Below are 17,780 nucleotides of genomic sequence, written 5' to 3'. Positions count from 1 at the left end.
GACCGGGCCTACCGGAGGTCAGCGGGCGCGCCGGCGGACGAGGGCGACGGCGAGGAGCCCGGCGAGCGCCACGGCTGCCGCGCTCCCGGCCACGACCCATGCCGTCGTACCGGACCCGCCCGCACCGTCGGCCGCCCCGCCGACCGCCTCGAAGGTGATGGGAGCGGTGCTGTTGCCGGGGTCGGCGTCCGCCCGCAACCGCTCCTCGGGGGCGTCGACCCGGACCGTGCCGCCGGTGAGCCGGGACGTGTCGTCGATCCGCACCTTGAAGGGGTAGTCCCTGTGGAACCCGTCCCGGAGCAGCGGTATGTCGAAGCCGTTGGTGTACAGGCCGTATTCGCACAGGTAGTAGGGCGGTCTCGACCGGACGTCGCCGCGTTTGCAGTCCTTCGGAATGTTCAACACGGTCACGCCCTTGGGGAACTTCACCTCGACACGGGCGAACGGCACGCTGTTCTCGGCGTCCAACTGGGCCTGGAGATCGGCACCGTGGAAGTCCAGGGCCAGGCCGGCCGTGAGCGTCTCGCCCTTCCTGCCCCTGAGCGCGGCGCCCGTCACCGCCATGTCCCACGTGTTGTCCACGCTCACCGTCAGCATGCCGCTCTCCATGCCGTCGGTCTGCCGGTCGGCGGGCGGCACGCTGCCGGTGCGCCGCGCGAGGGTCAGCGGCTCGCCCCGGCCCCGGTGGACGTCGGGCCACTCGCCGCCGGACCAGTCCATGCCCGTCGCGTCCCCCACGGACACTCGTTCCGTCAGCGCGTGCTCGCCCACTTTCAGGGAGATGGGCGCCAGGTCGACGGACTCACCGGGCTCGACCCTCACGTCGATCCGGCACAACGCCCTGCTGGACGTCTGCTCCGAGCCTTGCCGCACCTTGCTGCCGTAATGGCAGTTGCCGTACTCGGTCGTGAACGGAAGCCCTTCGGACGTGAAGAGATACACCATCACCTGCCGCAGCGCCCGCTTGCCGTGGTAGGTGAACCCGGCCCGCACCTTGAGCGTGGACCCGACCTTCAGGGTCTCGCCGCCGTCGCGGCCGAGTCGGTCGATCGTGAGCCGGTCCGCGTCGCCCGGGGCCTTCACCTGGAGCGTGCGGGCACCTGTCGCGGACGGCGTCCCCGCGTCCGCCCGCGCCACCGGCGCGCCCAGAACCACCACGGCTGCCGCCACCGCACCCACCCGACCGAACCGGACTCGCCTGATCATGTCTCCCTTTCGACAGCGCCTCGCCTGCGCCTGTGAAGACAGGTTCGACCGGCTCGGGGTTGTACCGGCCCTCGCGGGAGGCCCTGAGCCGCTGTGCATGACAAATCACTCCAGCGCTACACATAAACCGCGAAGAAGCGCAAAATGGGAACTGCGGCACTGGCTGAACACCGCATCCGGAAGTGGTCTGGCCTGCGCATTCGAAGGAGACGAAAGTCATGGCCAACGTCTCGCACAGGGGTGACATGTCGACCCACCCCGATGTCCCCGAAATGCGGGAACGCTACGCCCGCATGCTCGGCGGCCGTGATGTGGCGCTCGTGGACGGGCCGGTGTTCCTGCTCGGCCTGTACTGCGCGGCATCGCCCTGGATCCTCCACTACACCGCCAGCCAGCCGGCGCTCATGACCCACAACCTGATCATGGGCATCGCGATAGGCCTGCTGGCACTGGGATTCACCAGGGCCCCCGAGCGGATGTACGGCCTCAGCTGGGCGATGTGCGCCCTGGGCGTCTGGATGATCATCGCACCGTGGATCGTGGGCAGCGCCCCGGACACCGGTGTGATCATCAACAACGTCATCATCGGCGCGCTGACACTCCTCCTCGGACTCGTCTGCGCCGCCACGTCGGCGAAGAGCACTACCAGGCCTTAGCGGGGAAGGAAGCACGAGGACAACGCGTGGGAAAGGAGCGGAACGTCGAGAAAGGAAAGAAGAACACGGAAGGAAGAAAGACGGAGGGCCGGTCCGCCCAGCGCGAACCGGTCCTCCCCTGTGTCAGCGGCCCACGGTGAAGCTCAGCCACAGGTCCGGCGGCAGCTCCGGGCGCCCCGGCACCGCCCGCTCCGCACAGCTCCACCCACCCGGCGCGGAATCCTCGGCGACCCGGTGCCAGAAGGCCACCGCGCCCGCGTTGCCCCGCTGGAACGGGATCTCCCACCGTCCCGGATGCCGCCGCAGCACCTCCACCGCGGCCCGCAGCCCGACCTTCCCGCGCCGCGCCCCCCGCACCACGAGGAAGCTGTTGAACACCCGCACCGGCCCGTCGAGCCCCCGCACGAAGGCGAAGCCGGCAAGGTGATCGCCGCGGGTCAGCAGATAGGGCGCCCACCCGGGCGCGGTGAACGCGGCCTCCACGCGCTCGCTGCGGAAGGTGCCGTCGGCGGCGGGCAGCCCGCCCTGGTACTCGGACATGTCATGGCGGAACATCAGCCACAGCCGCTCGACGGCGGGCCGGTCCTCGGCGCTCGCGGGGCGGACGCGGACGTCCGCGCTCATGGTTTCGACGCTGGTTTCGGTCATGAACGAAAGCCTCCCCGGCGGACTCAAGGTCCTGCCGGGGAGGCTCGTGCACGTCTGCGTGGATCATAGCCCCTCCACGCTCAGACCGTCTCGGTGTCCAGCCCGGCCGGGCGCTGCTCACCGGTCTCCTTCGTCCCGAACGGCCAGACCTTGTCCACCCGCGCCCAGATCAGGAAGGCCACGCAGCCGAGGGCCAGCCAGGCCAGGGACCACTCGACCGGGTGGCGGCCCGGAGAGTTGCGGTCGGCGTAGCCGTAGATCACGCACCAGCCGGCGAAGGCCACCAGGGACGGCAGCGGGTAGAGCCACATGCGGTACGGGCGGTGCAGCGACGGCCGCCGGACGCGCAGCGCCGTCAGGGCGACGATCTGGGACAGCGCCTGGACGATCACCATCACGGTGGTGAGGAGCTGGATCAGGGTCGCGAGGTCGGTGTGGCGGCCGATGAGGAAGCCGACCGCGGTGAGCACACCCATGGTCGCCAGGCCCACCGTCGGAAAGCGGTGCCGGGGGTGCAGCCTGGCGTACGGCCGGAAGAAGACCCGGTCGCGCGCGGCGTCGTAGGGCACCCGGGAGCCGCCCAGCAGGCCCGTGAACACGGAGGCGAAGGCGGTGATCAGGATGAGCACGGTGACCGTGTCGGCGGCCCCCCTGCCCCAGGTCCGCTCCAGGACCGCGGAGGCCACGGAGGTGGACGCGATGTCGCCGGGGTCGCTCATGCGGTGCCAGTCGACGACGCCGAGCGTGCCGATCTGGAGCAGCAGGTAGATCGCCATGATGCCGAGGATCGAGTAGAGGATGGAGCGCGGCAGCACGCGGCCGGGGTCCTTGATCTCGGCGCCCATGTAGGCGGTGGTGTTGTAGCCGAGGTAGTCGTAGACACCGATGGTCAGGCCCGCGGCGAAGCCGGTCCAGAAGTGGCCGCCGGCCAGGTCGAAGGCGCCCGCCGGGTAGGTGAAGGCCAGGTGTGGGCTGAAGTCCGTCGCGGCGGCGGTGATCACCAGGACCACCGAGGCGATCATCACGGTCCACATCACGGCCGTGATCCGCGCGATGTGCTCGATGCCGCGCCACAGCAGGAGCACGACGAGGGCGATGACGCCGAGACCGGTCAGATCACCGGCCGTGCCGCCGAGACCGGGGGCGAGATAGCCGAGGTACTGGACGAAGCCGACCACGCCCGTGGACATGATCAGCGGCACGAAGAGCATCGCCGTCCACACGAACAGGAACGGCATCAGCCTCCCGGTGCGGTGCTGGAAGGCCTGGCGCAGGTAGACGTAGCTGCCGCCGGAGCCGGGCATCGCGGCGCCCAGTTCCGCCCAGACCAGCCCGTCGCACAGCGCCAGCACGGCGCCCGCGACGAACCCGATGACCGCCTGGGGGCCGCCGAACGCGGCGACCATCAGCGGGATGGTGACGAACGGGCCGATGCCGCACATCTGGCTCATGTTGATGGCCGTGGCCTGGAACAGCCCGACCCGGCGGACGAAACCGGCCGGAGACGGCGGGCTACCGGACATGGGGACTCCTGGAGGCGTCGGGGAGGGGACCCTACGAGAATCCGGGCGCCGGGAGAAGGCGGTTGACGGATATTCAGCGGACGCCGTGGCGACGTTCGTTGACAGTCCTTTGACGGCGACCTAGCTTAAGGCCGGTTAGTAAAGTTTCCTAACTTTACGAGCCTGGAGACCGTCTGTGTTCCCTCGCCCCGCCCCCGGCCATAGGCTCGCCACGGCCATCGGACTCCTCGCCCTGCTGGGCTACCTCACCACCGGCGCCTGGTCCGGGCCCCACTCCCCCGCGCCGCCGCTCCGCCCGCTCGCGGAGCTGAATCCGCCCACCCGGAGCACCCAGGTGTCCTCCGCCGCCGGTTCCGCGACCCCGCTCGCCGGCTACGCCGTCCAGTCCACGGCCAAGGCGGGCGACTCCCCTGCGGCCGTCTCCTCCCCCGGCTATCCGGCGCGCGGCTGGTACCCGGCGGGCCCGCGCTCCACGGTCCTGGCCGCGCTGCTCGCCGCCGGGGTGTACGACGACCCCTTCCGCTCCACCAACCTCGAGAAGATCCCGAGGGCCGACTTCGAGGTGCCGTGGTGGTACCGCTCCGACTTCACCGTCGCCGACACCACGCGGCGCACCCTGCTCGACTTCAGCGGGGTCGTCTCGGCGGCCGACGTCTACGTCAACGGCCGCCAGGTGGCCACGGCCGCGGACGTGACCGGCGTCTACACCCACCACGAACTGGACGTCACCTCGCTGGTCCGGCCCGGCGTCAACTCGGTCGCCTTCCGTGTCCGGCCCAACGAGCCGAGCAAGGACCTGACCACCGGCTGGCTGGACTGGCTCCAGCCGCCGCCCGACCGGAACATGGGCATCGTCCGGGACGTCCTGGTGCGGCGGAGCGGCCCGGTGGCGCTGCGCGACGCGCATGTGATCACCGAGCTGGCCGTGCCGTCCCTCGCCACGGCCGGCCTCACCGTCAGGGCCCAGGCCCGCAACGACTCCGGTACGGCGGTCACCGCGGAGGTCTCCGGCGCCATCGGCGGCACGCGCTTCCGCACCTCGGTCCGGCTCGCCCCGCACGAGAGCCGGACCGTCACCTTCTCCCCCGCCGACGTGCCCGGACTGCGCCTGAGGGCGCCGAAGGTGTGGTGGCCGGCCGGAATGGGCGGGCAGCCGCTGTACGCCCTCGACCTCACCGCGCGCGTGGCGGGCGCGACCTCGGACACCGCCCACCGGACCTTCGGCATCCGCGACGTCCGGGCCCCGCTGAACGCGGCCGGGGCCCGCCGGTACGTGATCAACGGCCGCCCGCTGCTGATCAGGGGCGGTGGCTGGTCGCCGGACGAGTTCCTGCGCTGGGACCGCGGCTACGCGGAGGACCGGCTGCGGTACGCCGTCGATCTGGGCCTGAACACCCTGCGTCTGGAAGGCCACTTGGAGCCGGACGAGTTCTTCGAGCTGGCCGACCGGCTCGGTGTGCTCACGCTGCCGGGCTGGGAGTGCTGCGACAAGTGGGAGGGCCAGGTCAACGGCACGGAGAACGGGGAGAAGTGGACGCCGGCCGACTATCCGGTGGCGAAGGCGTCCATGGCCGCCGAGGCCGCCCGGCTGCGGGACCACCCGAGCGTGATCTCCTTCCTGATCGGCAGCGACTTCGCGCCCGACGCGACGATCGAGAAGAACTACCTGGACGCGCTGCGGGCTGCCGACTGGAACCTCCCCGTGATCGCCGCCGCCTCCGACAAGTCCTCCCCCCGACTGGGCCGTTCCGGCATGAAGATGACCGGCCCCTACGACTGGGTGCCACCGGACTACTGGTACGCCAAGCGCGAGGGCGGGGCCACCGGCTTCAACTCCGAGACCAGCGCGGGCCCGAGCATCCCCACGCTGGACACCCTGCGCCGGATGCTCACCCCGGCCGAACTCGACAGCCTCTGGCGGGATCCCGGGGCCAGGCAGTACCACCGCTCGCCGTCCGCCACCTTCGGCACCCTCTCGCTCTACGACGACGCGCTCGCCGCCCGCTACGGGGCGCCCACCGGCCTCGCCGACTACGTGCGCAAGGCCCAGCTGGCCCAGTACGAGAACGTACGGGCCCAGTTCGAGGCGTACGGACGCAACGCGACGGACCGCACCGAGCCCGCCACCGGCGTGATCCACTGGATGTTCGACAGCGGCTGGACGTCACTGCACTGGCAGTTGACGGACCGTTACCTCGATCAGGGCGGCGCCTACTTCGGCGCGAAGAAGGCCGGCGAGCCACTGCACATCCAGTACGCGTACGACGACCACTCGGTGGCGGTGGTGAACAACCGGCACGCGCCGGAGCGGGGGCTCACCGCGCGGGCCACGCTCTTCGACCCCGACGGCACCGTGCGCTACGACGGGACGGCCGGCGGGGTGTCGGTGGCCGGGGACGGGGCCCATGCGACCGCGCTGACCTTGCCGGCCTCGGTGCCCGGACTGGCGCGCACGTACCTTCTGCGGCTGCTGCTGACCGACGCGGACGGCCGGGAGGTGAGCCGGAACGTGTACTGGCTGTCCACCGAGCCCGACACGCTCGACTGGGAGCACACCACCTGGTGGTACACGCCGACGACGGGCTACGCGGACCTCACCGGGCTGGCTTCGATGGCGCCGGTCCCGGTGACGGCGACGGCCACCACACGGTCGCGGGGCGGCACCTCGACCACCACCGTGACCCTGCGGAACACCACGGAGGGGCAGACGCCGTCGCTGCTGACGGACGTGCATCTGGTGGACGGGCGCGGGGCACCGGTGCTGCCGGTGCGCTGGTCGGACAACGAGGTCGGCCTGTGGCCGGGCGAGTCGGTCACGCTGACCGCCGTCTACCGGACGGCCGACCTGCGCGGCGCGGCCCCGCGGGTGCGGGTCTCCGGCTGGAACACCCCGGAGCGGACCGTGCCGGCGGCATGACGAGGGGGGTGGGTCCCGCCGGACCCACCCCCCTCGCGTTCAGGACGCTCAGCTCACGTTGAGCGCGGTGTCGTCCACGACGAACGACGTCTGGTACTTGGAGCCCTCGGTGCCGGTGAACTTCAGGGTGACGGTCTGCCCGGCGTAGCCGCTGAGGTCGAAGCTGCGCTGGGTGAAGCCGGAGGCGGCGTTGGCGTTCGAGTACGTCGCCAGGGTGCCGAGGACCGTGCCGGAGCTGTTCAGCACCTGCACCTTGAGGGTGTCGTAGGCGGTGCTCGAGGTCTCGGCCGTGTCGATGTGCAGGTAGAAGCTCAGCTTGGCCGAGGTGCAGCCCGCCGGGATGGCCACCGACTGGGACAGGGTGTCGGTGGTGGCGGTGCCGTAGCCGTCGAGCCAGGCGTAGTACGAGCCCGTACGGGGCGACTCGCCCGTGGAGTTGGTGATGACGCTGCTGGACGCGCTCCAGGTGGAGTTGCCCGACTCGAAGCCGGCGTTGCCGAGGAGCTGGCCCGCGGTGCAGGTGCCGGTGCCGCCACCGCCGGTGCCGCCGCCGCCGGTGCCGCCGCCACCGCCGCTGGTGCTGCCGTCACCGGCGAGCCACGCGGTGGCGTTGAGGGCGAGCGGCGCGTTGGTGGCGCCGGTGTCGTTCCAGCCGTCGTACAGGGTGTTGCCGGAGCTGCCGGTGCCGTCGTCGATCGGGGAGCTGTCGCCCCAGAACGCGACGCGGCCGGCGCCGAAGGTGCTGGTCAGGAAGAAGGCGCCGGTGTTGCCCGAGTAACCGGTGCGGTAGACCAGGCCCTTGACGGAGGAATTGTCGGCGGGCTTGAGGGTGGCGGTCGCGCCGTCGGCGATCAGGCTCTTGGTGACCTTGCCGAACGAGCCGTTCAGCACCGGGTCGGTGCTGTCGCTGATCGCGGGCGGGTAGTCGGAGCTGACGTCGATCGTGTCGATGGAGAAGCCGAACGGGTCGGTGTTGTCGACCCCGTTGTTCGTCATCAGGTCGTTCAGGATCTCGACCGCGTCGTAGCCGTCGTTGTTGCGGTCGGCACCGGTGTGGTCGGAGATCATGAACAGACCGCCGCCGTTCTTCACGAAGGTCATGATCGCCGTCTTCTCGGCGGCCGTGAACATCGTGTTGGGCTCCGGCAGGACCAGCGTGTCGAAGTTCGACAGGTCCTGCGCGGACGTGCCGCCGTAGCTGAGGCTCTGGCCCGCGGGCAGCGTCTTCAGGCTGTAGCTGCCGGTCTTCTGCAGCGCCACGCCCCAGGAGGAGAGCGCGCCGGTCCAGCTCGTCTCCGACGTCGGGTTGGCGTTCTGGCCGAGCGGGTCGGGCTGGCTGGTGGAGATGACCCAGTCGGCGTTGCCCGCCGTCTCGGCGTGGGCGTTGTCGAACAGGACGCGATGGGTGGTCGCCGCCTGGGCGGGGGCGCTCGCACCGACCTGGACGGCGGCTCCGGTCAGGAGCAGGCCGAAACCGGCGAGTGCGGTGGTGAGTCTGCGTCGGGATCTCATCGATCCGAGCATCCGGCGAACCTCCGTTGTGGGGTGTGGGGTGTGGGGTAGAGGAGTTGCGGCGCCAAATCTGCGCGCGTAGAACCCGCTTGAGGGTTCTACACGCGTCGATTGCTTGAAAGGTACATGGCATGAAGCGCCGGTGAACAGAAAGTCCCGGCAATAAACCGCGCCGGACTGTCTCCGCTTCGAGCGGGCACCTTCACCAAGGACGGGATACGCCGCGAAGAGGGGTGGAGATGGAGATTTCAGGGATTATCAGTGCGATCGTCATCGGCCTGATCATCGGCGTGCTGGGCCGGCTTGTGGTGCCGGGGCGGCAGCACATCGGGATCCTGTGGACCATCGTCGTCGGAATCGTGGCCGCGCTGATCGGGTCCGCGATCGCGGCGGGGATCGGGGTCGCGGACACCAAGGGGCCGGACTGGATCGAGTGGCTCATCCAGATCGCCCTGGCGGCGGTGGGGATCAGCGCCCTCGACCGAGCACGGTCACGTCGCTGATGTACCGTCAATTCCCTTTGGCCTCATACAGATACGGGGTCGTGGTGCTCAGCGGAAGGAAGCCGAGGCGTTCCAGGATGGGGCGGCTCATGGGCGAGGCGTCGACCTGGAGGTAGCGGCAGCCGCGGGCGGCGGCGACGCGGGCGCGGTGGGCGACGAGGCCGCGGTAGAGGCCGCGGCCCCGCCATTCCTCGGCGGTGCCGCCGCCCCACAGGCCGGCGAACGGGGTGCCGGGCACCAGTTCCATCCGGGCCGCGCTGACGGGTTCCGTCCCGGCCAGCGCGACGACGGCCACCATCGCGCCCGGATCCGCGGCGAGTTGGTCGAGCAGACGCCGGCGCATCCGGGTGCCGTCGGTGCCGAACGCCTTCTCGTGGATCTCGGTGAACAGGCCGACGCCCGCCTCGTCCACGACCGCCACCAGCCGTACGCCCTCGGGCAGCCGGGCGGCCAGGTCGAGCCGGTCGATCTCGCCGATCATCAGCGTCTCCGCCGGCTCGGCCCGGAACCCGGCCGCGGTGAGCCGGGCGCCGAGGTCGGCGGGCCGGTCGTGGCTGTAGAGCTTCCACTCGAAGTCCTGGCCGAGGGCGGTGAAGCAGGCGATCTGCTCCCGGATCGCCGCGTCCGCGCCCGCCTCGTCGAGGCCGGACCAGAGCACGCCGTTCCAGCCGTGCGGGTCCGCGATCTGCCGTACCACCTGCCCGACGCGCTCGACGCGGGCTCCGGGGCCGTCGGGGACGGCGTGTTCGCGCAGGTCACGGTCGTACAGGGCGAGGATCTCGGTCTTGTCCATGGCGGCCCACTCGATCACGCGGGAGCGGACTCGGCAACGTGTTTACGCGGTCAGCCCAGTTCGAGGGTCGTCACGCCGAAGACGCGGTCCTGGGCGTGGTCGCGGACCGGGCCGGTGTACATGCGGGCCGTCTCGAAGGAGGGGGTGAGGCCTGCGGCCTCGGCGAGGGCGGTGCCGGCGGCGTTGGGTTCGGGTACGTCGATGGCGAGTTCCCGGCCCGCGGCCTCGCCGGCCAGCGCGGCGAACAGGGCACGGGCGTCGTCGGCGGTGTCCGCGAAGAGCGGGCCGACGCGCAGGCTGTCGTGGCCGGGGCGGATCACGCCGTACCCGGTGAGGCGGCCGTCGTGGTGGCGTACCACGGTGCGGTGGCCCGGGGCGGTGAGCCACTCGGCGAGGAAGCGGGGGCGGTCGGCCGGATAGCAGGCGCTGTCGTAGGCGGTGATCGCGGCGAGGTCCGCGGGCGCGGCCGGGCGGACCCCCTCGGGGGTCTCCGGCTCGGGGGCGGTGCCGGTGAACCGGATGGTGCGGTAGGCGAGGCGGAAGCCGGACTGGCGGTAGTTGTCCTGCTGGGCGACGACTCCGTCGAGGCCGACGGTGCGGGTTCCGGCGTGGGCGAGGGCGGTCTTCCAGGTGGTGAGGCCGTGACCGTGGCCACGCAGGCCCGGGCGGACCAGGTAGCAGCCGAGGAAGGCGTAGTCCGCGCCGTAGTTGACGACGGAGACGGCCGAGACCGGTTCCCCGCCGATCCGGCCGATGAAGAAGCCGTCGGGGTCCTGGGCGAAGAACGCGGGCCCGTCGGACAGTCCGGGGTTCCAGCCCTCCGCCGCCGCCCACCCGCTGATCACCGGCCAGTCGGCCAGGTCGGCCCGGGTGACGACGAGGTCGTGGGGGGCGGGAGAAGTCATCGGTGCGCTCCGTCGCGTCGGGGGCCCGCCGCCGTACGGCACGGCCCGTGTCCGCAGCATCCTCGCGGATCAACGGCCTTTGTGCCACGGGAAGATCAGCCGACCGGCACCGGCCGGGGGGTGTTCAGCAGCAGGACGGCGACCAGTGGATCGAGGACGGTCAGCGCGATGAAGAACGCCCGGAGCGGGGGCGCGAAGGAGGAGTAGGCGTGCAGCCCGTGGCGCGAGCGGGTTCGGGTCGCCGCTCGGAGGCTCGTAGGGGGTTTCGCCGCGAGGCCCCACCGGGCCGGCGTCCGGCCAAGTGCTGGACGGTGGGGGCCCGGTGGCCGGTGGAGGCCTGGGACAGGGTGGGGGGTCAGTGCATGCGGGTGGGGCGGAAGCGGCGGTAGAGGATGGTGCCCGTGAGCAACAGCGCCGCGCTGCCGACCGCCGCGGGGGTGGTCAGGTCCGTACCCGTGTGGGCCAGCGAGGCGCTCACCGGATCCGGCGCGGGACGCGGGGTGCTCGGCGCGGCCGGGTGGGACTTGACCGGGGCCGGCGGCTCCGGGGCGGTCGTCACCGGATGGCTCGGGGTCTCCTCGCCGCCGTTGACGGAGGTGTTGCCCGTCGCCGAGTTGCCCACGCCCACCACGTTGATGCTGTTACCGCTGACGTTCACCGGCACGTGGATGGGGACCTGGACGACGTCGCCGGAGAGCACTCCCGGGGAGTGCTCGGCGCTGCCGTGGGCCACGGCACCGCTGGACGAGGTCGATTCGCCCTTCTCGTCACCGCTCTCGTTCGCGCAGGCGTTGCCCGCGGCCGTGTTGAGCAGTCCCACGACGTCGATCGTGTTGCCGCACAGGTTCACCGGGATGTCCACCGGCAACTGGATGCTGTTGCCGGAGACCACTCCGGGCGAGCCGACCGCGACGCCGTCGGCACTCGCGCCGGCGTCGGCCGCGAACGCGGCGGACACCGGCCAGGCCAGGGCCATCGCGCCGGAGGCGGCGACGGTGGCGATCACACCGTTTCGGGTAGCCCGTCTCATTGTTTCCTGCCTTCCAGACAAGTTCGCGGGCAGCCACCCGCATCCCGTAAAACGCGGGCGAACCATCCAAGTTATGGCCTATCCGGCTTTCACCCCATCGAGTGGCACAGGCGATAAACCGCTTGTAAGGCTGGTGAACGCTCCCAAGCGGGCGCGGAGGATACGGCACCCGGTGGCGTTCCGCTCGTCCGGAGGCGGGCCGAACGGGGCCCACTTATGGTGAGCGAAAGGGCGCCGTCCCGGTCCGCTGCGGGCGCCCCGGGAGGCGATCGATGCTGGCCAAGCTGTGCACGCGGTCCGCGGTGCGGCGCTGTGCGGGTACCGGAGTCCTCGCCCTGGCACTGCTCGGCTCCGTGCTGCCCGTGTCCCCGGCCGCGGCCTCGGTCCCCGCCGCGCCGGCCCGCCCCGACCTGTCCCGGTTCTACCGGCAGGAGGTGGCCTGGGGCGCCTGCGCGGGCCCGGGCATGCCGCGGGACCTCCAGTGCGGGAAGGTGACGGTCCCGCTCGACTACGCCCGCCCAGGCAGGGGCACGCTCGACCTCGCGCTGGCCCGCTATCGCGCCACCGGCAGGTCCCATCAGTCGGTCCTGCTGAACTTCGGCGGCCCCGGCGGCGCGGGCGTCGGCGAACTGGCCTACGGCGGAAAGCAGTTCATGGGACTGACCAACGGCTACGACGTGGTGACCTTCGACCCGCGCGGCGTCGGCCGCTCCTCCCCCGTCAGCTGCGGCGACGGCGGCGACCAGGCCGCGGCCGTCACCGGCGCGGACGCCGACCTCGGCCATCCCCAGGCGCTGCTGCGCCAGTTGCGGCGAACCGCCGACGCGTGCGCGCGCAGCTCCGGTGACGTGCTGCCGTACATAGGGACCGTCAACGCGGCCCGGGACCTGGACGTGATCCGCCAGGCCCTCGGCGACAGGAAGCTCAACTACCTGGGTTTCTCCTACGGAACGCGGCTCGGCGCGGTGTACGCGGCGCAGTTCCCGCACAACGTCGGCCGGATGGCGCTGGACGGGGTGGACACCCTGACCGAGTCGCTCGCCGAGCAGGGCATCGAGGGCGCGCGGGGACAGCAGACCGCGCTGGACGACTTCCTGGACTGGTGCGTGCGGGACGCGGGCTGCCCGTTCGGGCGGGACCGGCGCACGGCCGGCGACGAGGTGGTGCGGCTGGTGCGCTCGCTGGACGGGCGGCCGGTCACGACGGACGGCGGCGACCCGTTCTCCGGGCAGGACCTGGTGGCCGCCATCGTGCAGGCCCTCTACAGCAGGGATTTGTGGCCGTCGCTGGAGCGGGCACTGGGCTCGCTGAAGCGGGACGACGATCCCCGGGGCGTCATGGGCTTCGCCACCGGGGGTGCCGGGCTGACCGGCGGCCGGCGGGTGGCCGGGCACGACGGCCTGGTCGACCCCCAGGACGTGCCGGCCGACAACCTCCAGGCCGCCCTGATGGCGATCAACTGCGCCGACGACCCCGACCGGCCCTCCGCGGCCCGGATCGCCGCGGACCTGAAGCGGCTCCGGGCCGCGTACGACGAGGCGTCCCCGGTCTTCGGCCGCTACCGGCTCACCCAGGTGCTGATGTGCTACGGCCGCCCCAAGGGCACCGATTTCATCCGCGCCCGGGTGAAGGACGTCGACACGGCGCGGATGCTGCTGGTCGGCACCCGCGGCGACCCGGCGACACCGTACCCGTGGACGGTCGAGACCGCGCAGCGGCTCGGCCCGTCGGCGGTCGTCCTCGACAACAAGGGCGAGGGGCACACCGGATACGGCTCCTCCGTGTGTGTGCACCGCCGGGTGGACGACTTCCTGCTCTACGGCTCCCTGCCCTCGTACGGCAGCTCCTGCCCGGCGGACGGGAAGGAGTGGAGCGTCTTCCCGAACCGCATCGACCGATGAACGCAGCGGCCGCCGACCGGCGTCCGCGACCGCGACGGAGGGACACCATCATGCGCATCCGCGCCGCAATCGCCGTACCCGCCGCCACGGCCGCCGTGGCGGCCCTGCTGCTGACCGCGCCGCCGGGACAGGCGGCCACCCGGGAGCCATCGGCGGCCCCCTGCGTCCAGGGTCAGCTGAGGCTGCGGGCGACCGCCCTGCCGGACCGTCCCGCCGTCGTGCGCGTCAGCGTCACCAACACCGGCGGACGGGCCTGTGCCATCGACCGGGTGCCGCTGGTGACCTTCGGCGGCCTGGACGGGGCGGCGCTGCCGATGCCGTCGGACGGCACGGGCCGGCTGCGGCTCGCGGCGGGGTCGACCGTCCATGCCGATGTGCGCACCATCGCCCGGCCGGCGGACCCGCAGGCGCGCCGGGCGTCGTCGGTCACCGTCGGCGACTGGGCGGGCCGCTGGGGCCGCGTCTTCTCCCCGGCCCGGCTCGGCACCGGCGCCCAGGTGTCGGTGTGGGAGCCGGTGACGACGTGGTGGCAGCCCTCGGCGGCGGCCGCGGACCGGGCGCTCGGGCTCCACGCCCGGCCGAGCCCGAGGCCGACCCCGACCCCGACCGCGACTCCGAGCCCGACCAGGACGACACCGAGCCCGACCGCGAGCCCGACCAGGCCCATCAGGCCGACTCCGAACAGGCCGGGCCCGACCAGCCCGAGCCCCACCAGCCCGAGCCCGGTCGCCCCGGCGCCGACGAGCCCGAGCCCGACCAGCCCCAGCCCGACCTGAGGGATCCACTCGCCGGGCCGGGCGGCTCAGTCGAGGACGAGTTCCGGTGAGTACAGGTCCAGCCAGTGCGCGAGGTCCAGGGTGCGTTCCAGGCCGTGCCGGGCCGCCTGGTCCGCGACCGGGGCCTCGCGTTCGGCGGCCTGCCGTACGCGGTCCCGGTCCACCAGGTCGAAGACGCGGTGCGAGGGCCGGGCGAGCAGGTCCTTGACCTGGTCCTGGAGGGCGCGGGCGTACCGCGGGTCCTGCGTGGACGGGTAGGGGCTCTTGACCCTGTCGTACACGGACCGCGGCAGGACGTCCTTGGTGGCCTCGCGCAGCAGGCTCTTCTCCCGGCCGTCGAAGGACTTCAGGGCCCACGGGGTGTTGAACACGTACTCGACCAGGCGGTGGTCGCAGAACGGCACCCGCACCTCCAGGCCGGTGGCCATGCTCATCCGGTCCTTGCGGTCGAGCAGTATCCGCACGAACCGCGTCAGGTGCAGATGGCAGATCCGCCGCATGCGGAACTCGAAGTCGCTTTCGCCCGCGAGCCGTTCGATGCCGGCGACGGCCGTGCGGTAGCCGTCGGCGACGTACCCGGCCATGTCGAGGTTCTTGACCAGGTCGCCGCGCAGGACGTCGGAGTCGGCGCCGAAGTGCCGGCCGAAGCGCACCAGCCAGGGGAAGGCGTCGGCGTTGCGGGCCTCCTCGTCGAAGAACTGGAGGTAGCCGCCGAAGACCTCGTCGGCGGACTCGCCGGACAGGGCCACCGTGGACTTCTGCCGGACGGCGCGGAAGAGGAGCAGCAGTGAGGCGTCCATGTCGCCGAGGCCGGCCGGCAGGTCGCGGGCCCGGATGACCTGCTCGCGCACGGCGGGGTCGGCGAGGGCCTGGGCGTCGAGCACGATGTCCTGGTGGTCGGTGCCGGCGAGCCGGGCGACGTCGTGCACGAAGGGGGTGTCGGGGGTGCCGCGCAGTTCGTCGGCGACGAAGTTCTCGGTCTGGCCGACGAAGTCGACGGCGAAGGAGCGCACCGTCTCGCCCTGCTCGGCGAGTTGCCGGGCGGCGAGCGCGGTCATGGCCGAGGAGTCGAGGCCGCCGGAGAGCAGGGTGCAGCGGGGCACGTCGGCGACGAGCTGGCGGCGCACGATGTCGTCCAGGAGGGTGCGCACGGTGGTGATGGTGGTGTCGCGGTCGTCCTCGTGCGGGCGGGTCCGCAGGCTCCAGTAGACGCGGGTGGACAGGCCGGAGCGGTCGACGGTGACGACCGTGCCGGGTTCCACCTCGCGCATGCCGTCCCAGACGGCGTGGCCGGGGGTTTTGATCATCGCGAACAGCTCGCGCAGGCCGTCGAGGGTCACGCGGCGGCGGGCCAGCGGGTTGGCGAGGATCGCCTTGGGCTCGGAGCCGAACAGGACGCCGTCGGGCGTCCGGTAGAAGTAGAACGGCTTGATGCCCATGCGGTCGCGGATCATCACGAGCTTGTCGTGGCGGCCGTCCCAGAGGGCGAACGCGTACATGCCGTTGAGGCGTTCGGCGACCGCGTCCCCCCATTCGATGTAGGCGTGCAGGACCACCTCGGTGTCCGAGTCGGTGGTGAACCGGTGGCCGCGGTCGGTCAGTTCGCGGCGCAGCTCGGTGAAGTTGTAGGTCTCCCCGGAGTAGACCAGCGCGACGGTGCCCTCGGGGGTGGCGAGGGACATCGGCTGGCGGCCGCCCGGCAGGTCGATGATGGCGAGCCGGCGGTGGCCGAGGGCCGCGGGCCCCTCGGCCCAGGTGCCGCGGTCGTCCGGGCCGCGGCAGGCCATCGTCTCGGTCATCGCATGCAAGGTGGTGGCCTCGGCGGTCAGGTCACGGTCGAAGGACACCCATCCGGTGATGCCGCACATGCGCTGCCTCCTGCCTCCGGCCGGCCGAAGGTCTCGCGCCCACCTGCGCTTTCGCGGGGGTCGTGGACCGGCCGGCGAACCAGTTGTATCGAGCACCTACATGACGAGCGTCCGTCGGCGGCCGGTGCCGGTCAACGCGACCGCGACACGGCCGGGGCCGTGCGCCCGATGATTTCGGCCGTGTTTTGCCTGTGTGAAATCCAGGAAACGCGGCGCCGGTGCGCCGGAAGCGGCGGGAACCGGCCACGGGCAAAAAGTTCCCCAAGCGGTGTTCGCCCCGCGGCTTCGCGATCAGGAACCGCCCCGGTGCCCCGGCGGCCGGGCCACCGGGGCATCGCGGGCACGTCACGCTCAACAGTCATATATCCGGAATACCCCGAATGCCGTACTTGTGAATCGGCCCTATGGTGCTGTCATGGAGCACGCACTGAGTCCCGCAACCCTTGCCGAACTGCGGCGGCCGCGGCCCTACCCGGCGGTGTCGGTGCTGACCCCGACGCACCGCCGCGGGTCGGGCAGCGACCAGGATCCGGTCCGGCTGCGCAATGTGGTGGCCGAGGCCAGGAAGCGCCTGGAGGCCGATCCGGCCGTGACCCGTGAGCGGCGCGCGGACGTCGACGCCCAGCTCGACCGGGCCCTCGCCGAGGTGGATCTCGCCCACGCCGAGGACGGTCTGGTGATCTTCGCCGCGCCGGGCGAGCACCAGGTCTGGTCGCTGGCCCGCAGTGTCCCCGAGCGCGTGGTGCTCGCGGACACCTTCCTCACCCGCAACCTGGTCGCCGCGCAGGCGGCCGAGCGGCCCTTCTGGGTGCTGTCCGTCTCGGCCGACCGGGTCACCCTGTGGAGCGGTGGCGGCGGCCGGGTCGAGGAGGCCCACGCCGGGGGCTTCCCGCTGATCCGCAACCGGGAGAACTTCGACGCCGAGCGGCAGATGCGCATCGGTGACCTGCCGAGCACCTTCCGCGACGAGGGCACCCGCCAGTTCCTGCGCGAGGCGGACATCGCGATGGCCTCCCTCCTGCGCGACCAGCCCCGTCCGCTGTACGTCACCGGCGAGAGGGCCGCGCTCTCCCTGATGGACGAGGCCGGCAGCGTCACCAAGCACGCCGTGCTGGTGGGCCACGGCGGCCTCGCGAACTCCGGTCCCGAGGCGGTGTGGCAGGCCATCCGGCCGGCGCTGGAGGCGGAGGAGTCCAAGGACACCACCTCCGTGGTCGAGGAGCTGACCTCCGCGCGCGGCCACCGCACCTTCGCGGCGGGCCTGGACGAGCTGTGGCTCAGCGCCCGGGAGGGCCGGGTGCGGCTGCTCGCCGTGGAGGAGGGCTTCCGAGCGGTCGTCCGTGACGACGGCGACCATCTGATCCCGGCCGAGCCCGCCGACCTGGACGCCCGCGACGACATCGTGGACGAGATCGTGGAGCAGTGCCTGGAGACCGGCGCCGAGGTCCGCTTCGTGCCCGACGGCACCTTGGGCGAGGAGGACGGGATCGCGGGGGTGCTGCGGTTCTGACCCGCCCGTCGAAGCCTTGAGTGCGCGCTCCC

14 protein-coding genes are annotated in these 17,780 nt (G+C 72.0%); 6 read left to right on the top strand and 8 right to left on the bottom strand.

Annotation, left to right across the window (positions count from 1 at the left end):
- Window positions 1–18 precede the first annotated feature (18 nt).
- Window positions 19–1,206: a hypothetical protein gene (locus AB0927_RS23795; protein ID WP_366669710.1), complete on the bottom strand. Its 1,188-nt coding sequence runs from the start codon at window positions 1,204–1,206 to the stop codon at window positions 19–21.
- 218 nt (window positions 1,207–1,424) lie between these two features.
- Between AB0927_RS23795 and AB0927_RS23790 the strand changes: the two genes are divergently transcribed.
- The gene (locus tag AB0927_RS23790; protein ID WP_366669709.1) at window positions 1,425–1,862 is read left to right on the top strand and encodes an SPW repeat protein; all 438 of its coding nucleotides are present in this window, start codon (window positions 1,425–1,427) and stop codon (window positions 1,860–1,862) included.
- Window positions 1,863–1,985: 123 nt separating this feature from the next.
- Here AB0927_RS23790 and AB0927_RS23785 read toward each other — a convergent pair whose 3' ends face one another.
- Window positions 1,986–2,510: a GNAT family N-acetyltransferase gene (locus AB0927_RS23785; RefSeq protein WP_366669708.1), complete on the bottom strand. Its 525-nt coding sequence runs from the start codon at window positions 2,508–2,510 to the stop codon at window positions 1,986–1,988.
- Window positions 2,511–2,590: 80 nt separating this feature from the next.
- On the bottom strand, window positions 2,591–4,033 hold the full coding sequence (locus AB0927_RS23780; protein WP_366669707.1) for an APC family permease: 1,443 nt from the start codon (window positions 4,031–4,033) through the stop codon (window positions 2,591–2,593).
- A 175-nt stretch (window positions 4,034–4,208) separates the two neighbouring features.
- Between AB0927_RS23780 and AB0927_RS23775 the strand changes: the two genes are divergently transcribed.
- Window positions 4,209–6,950 carry an exo-beta-D-glucosaminidase gene (locus AB0927_RS23775; protein ID WP_366669706.1) on the top strand — a complete coding sequence of 914 codons (2,742 nt, stop codon included), beginning with the start codon at window positions 4,209–4,211 and terminating at the stop codon, window positions 6,948–6,950.
- A 48-nt stretch (window positions 6,951–6,998) separates the two neighbouring features.
- On the opposite strand, the gene AB0927_RS23770 is transcribed toward AB0927_RS23775, so the two are convergent.
- A complete protein-coding gene (locus tag AB0927_RS23770) occupies window positions 6,999–8,474 on the bottom strand; it encodes a hydrolase (RefSeq protein WP_366669705.1) in 1,476 nt (491 codons plus the stop codon).
- Between the two features lie 227 nt (window positions 8,475–8,701).
- Here AB0927_RS23770 and AB0927_RS23765 point away from each other — a divergent pair, with 227 nt between their 5' ends.
- Complete coding sequence (locus AB0927_RS23765) at window positions 8,702–8,965, top strand: GlsB/YeaQ/YmgE family stress response membrane protein (protein WP_366669771.1); 264 nt, start codon at window positions 8,702–8,704, stop codon at window positions 8,963–8,965.
- Between the two features lie 7 nt (window positions 8,966–8,972).
- Here AB0927_RS23765 and AB0927_RS23760 read toward each other — a convergent pair whose 3' ends face one another.
- The 3 genes from AB0927_RS23760 to AB0927_RS23750 all read right to left on the bottom strand — a co-directional run bounded on the left by AB0927_RS23760 (window position 8,973) and on the right by AB0927_RS23750 (window position 11,669).
- Window positions 8,973–9,758, bottom strand: a complete 786-nt coding sequence (locus AB0927_RS23760) for a GNAT family N-acetyltransferase (protein ID WP_366669704.1) — start codon at window positions 9,756–9,758, stop codon at window positions 8,973–8,975.
- 50 nt (window positions 9,759–9,808) lie between these two features.
- Window positions 9,809–10,663, bottom strand: a complete 855-nt coding sequence (locus tag AB0927_RS23755) for a GNAT family N-acetyltransferase (RefSeq protein WP_366669703.1) — start codon at window positions 10,661–10,663, stop codon at window positions 9,809–9,811.
- A 355-nt stretch (window positions 10,664–11,018) separates the two neighbouring features.
- On the bottom strand, window positions 11,019–11,669 hold the full coding sequence (locus AB0927_RS23750) for a chaplin family protein (RefSeq protein ID WP_366669702.1): 651 nt from the start codon (window positions 11,667–11,669) through the stop codon (window positions 11,019–11,021).
- Window positions 11,670–11,965: 296 nt separating this feature from the next.
- Here AB0927_RS23750 and AB0927_RS23745 point away from each other — a divergent pair, with 296 nt between their 5' ends.
- Both AB0927_RS23745 and AB0927_RS23740 read left to right on the top strand, forming a co-directional pair.
- Window positions 11,966–13,594: an alpha/beta hydrolase gene (locus tag AB0927_RS23745; RefSeq protein WP_366669701.1), complete on the top strand. Its 1,629-nt coding sequence runs from the start codon at window positions 11,966–11,968 to the stop codon at window positions 13,592–13,594.
- 50 nt (window positions 13,595–13,644) lie between these two features.
- Complete coding sequence (locus AB0927_RS23740; RefSeq protein ID WP_366669700.1) at window positions 13,645–14,370, top strand: DUF4232 domain-containing protein; 726 nt, start codon at window positions 13,645–13,647, stop codon at window positions 14,368–14,370.
- Window positions 14,371–14,396: 26 nt separating this feature from the next.
- Here the strand turns inward: AB0927_RS23740 and asnB are convergent, their stop codons facing one another.
- Window positions 14,397–16,238, bottom strand: a complete 1,842-nt coding sequence (asnB, locus tag AB0927_RS23735; RefSeq protein ID WP_366669698.1) for an asparagine synthase (glutamine-hydrolyzing) — start codon at window positions 16,236–16,238, stop codon at window positions 14,397–14,399.
- Window positions 16,239–16,653: 415 nt separating this feature from the next.
- Here asnB and AB0927_RS23730 point away from each other — a divergent pair, with 415 nt between their 5' ends.
- Window positions 16,654–17,748, top strand: a complete 1,095-nt coding sequence (locus AB0927_RS23730; RefSeq protein ID WP_366669697.1) for a chemotaxis protein — start codon at window positions 16,654–16,656, stop codon at window positions 17,746–17,748.
- Window positions 17,749–17,780: the final 32 nt, after the last annotated feature.

It is taken from the genome of Streptomyces sp. NPDC048106 (genome assembly GCF_040706415.1).
Lineage (GTDB): Bacteria > Actinomycetota > Actinomycetes > Streptomycetales > Streptomycetaceae > Streptomyces.
This window is presented reverse-complemented; position numbering and strand designations above follow the sequence as displayed.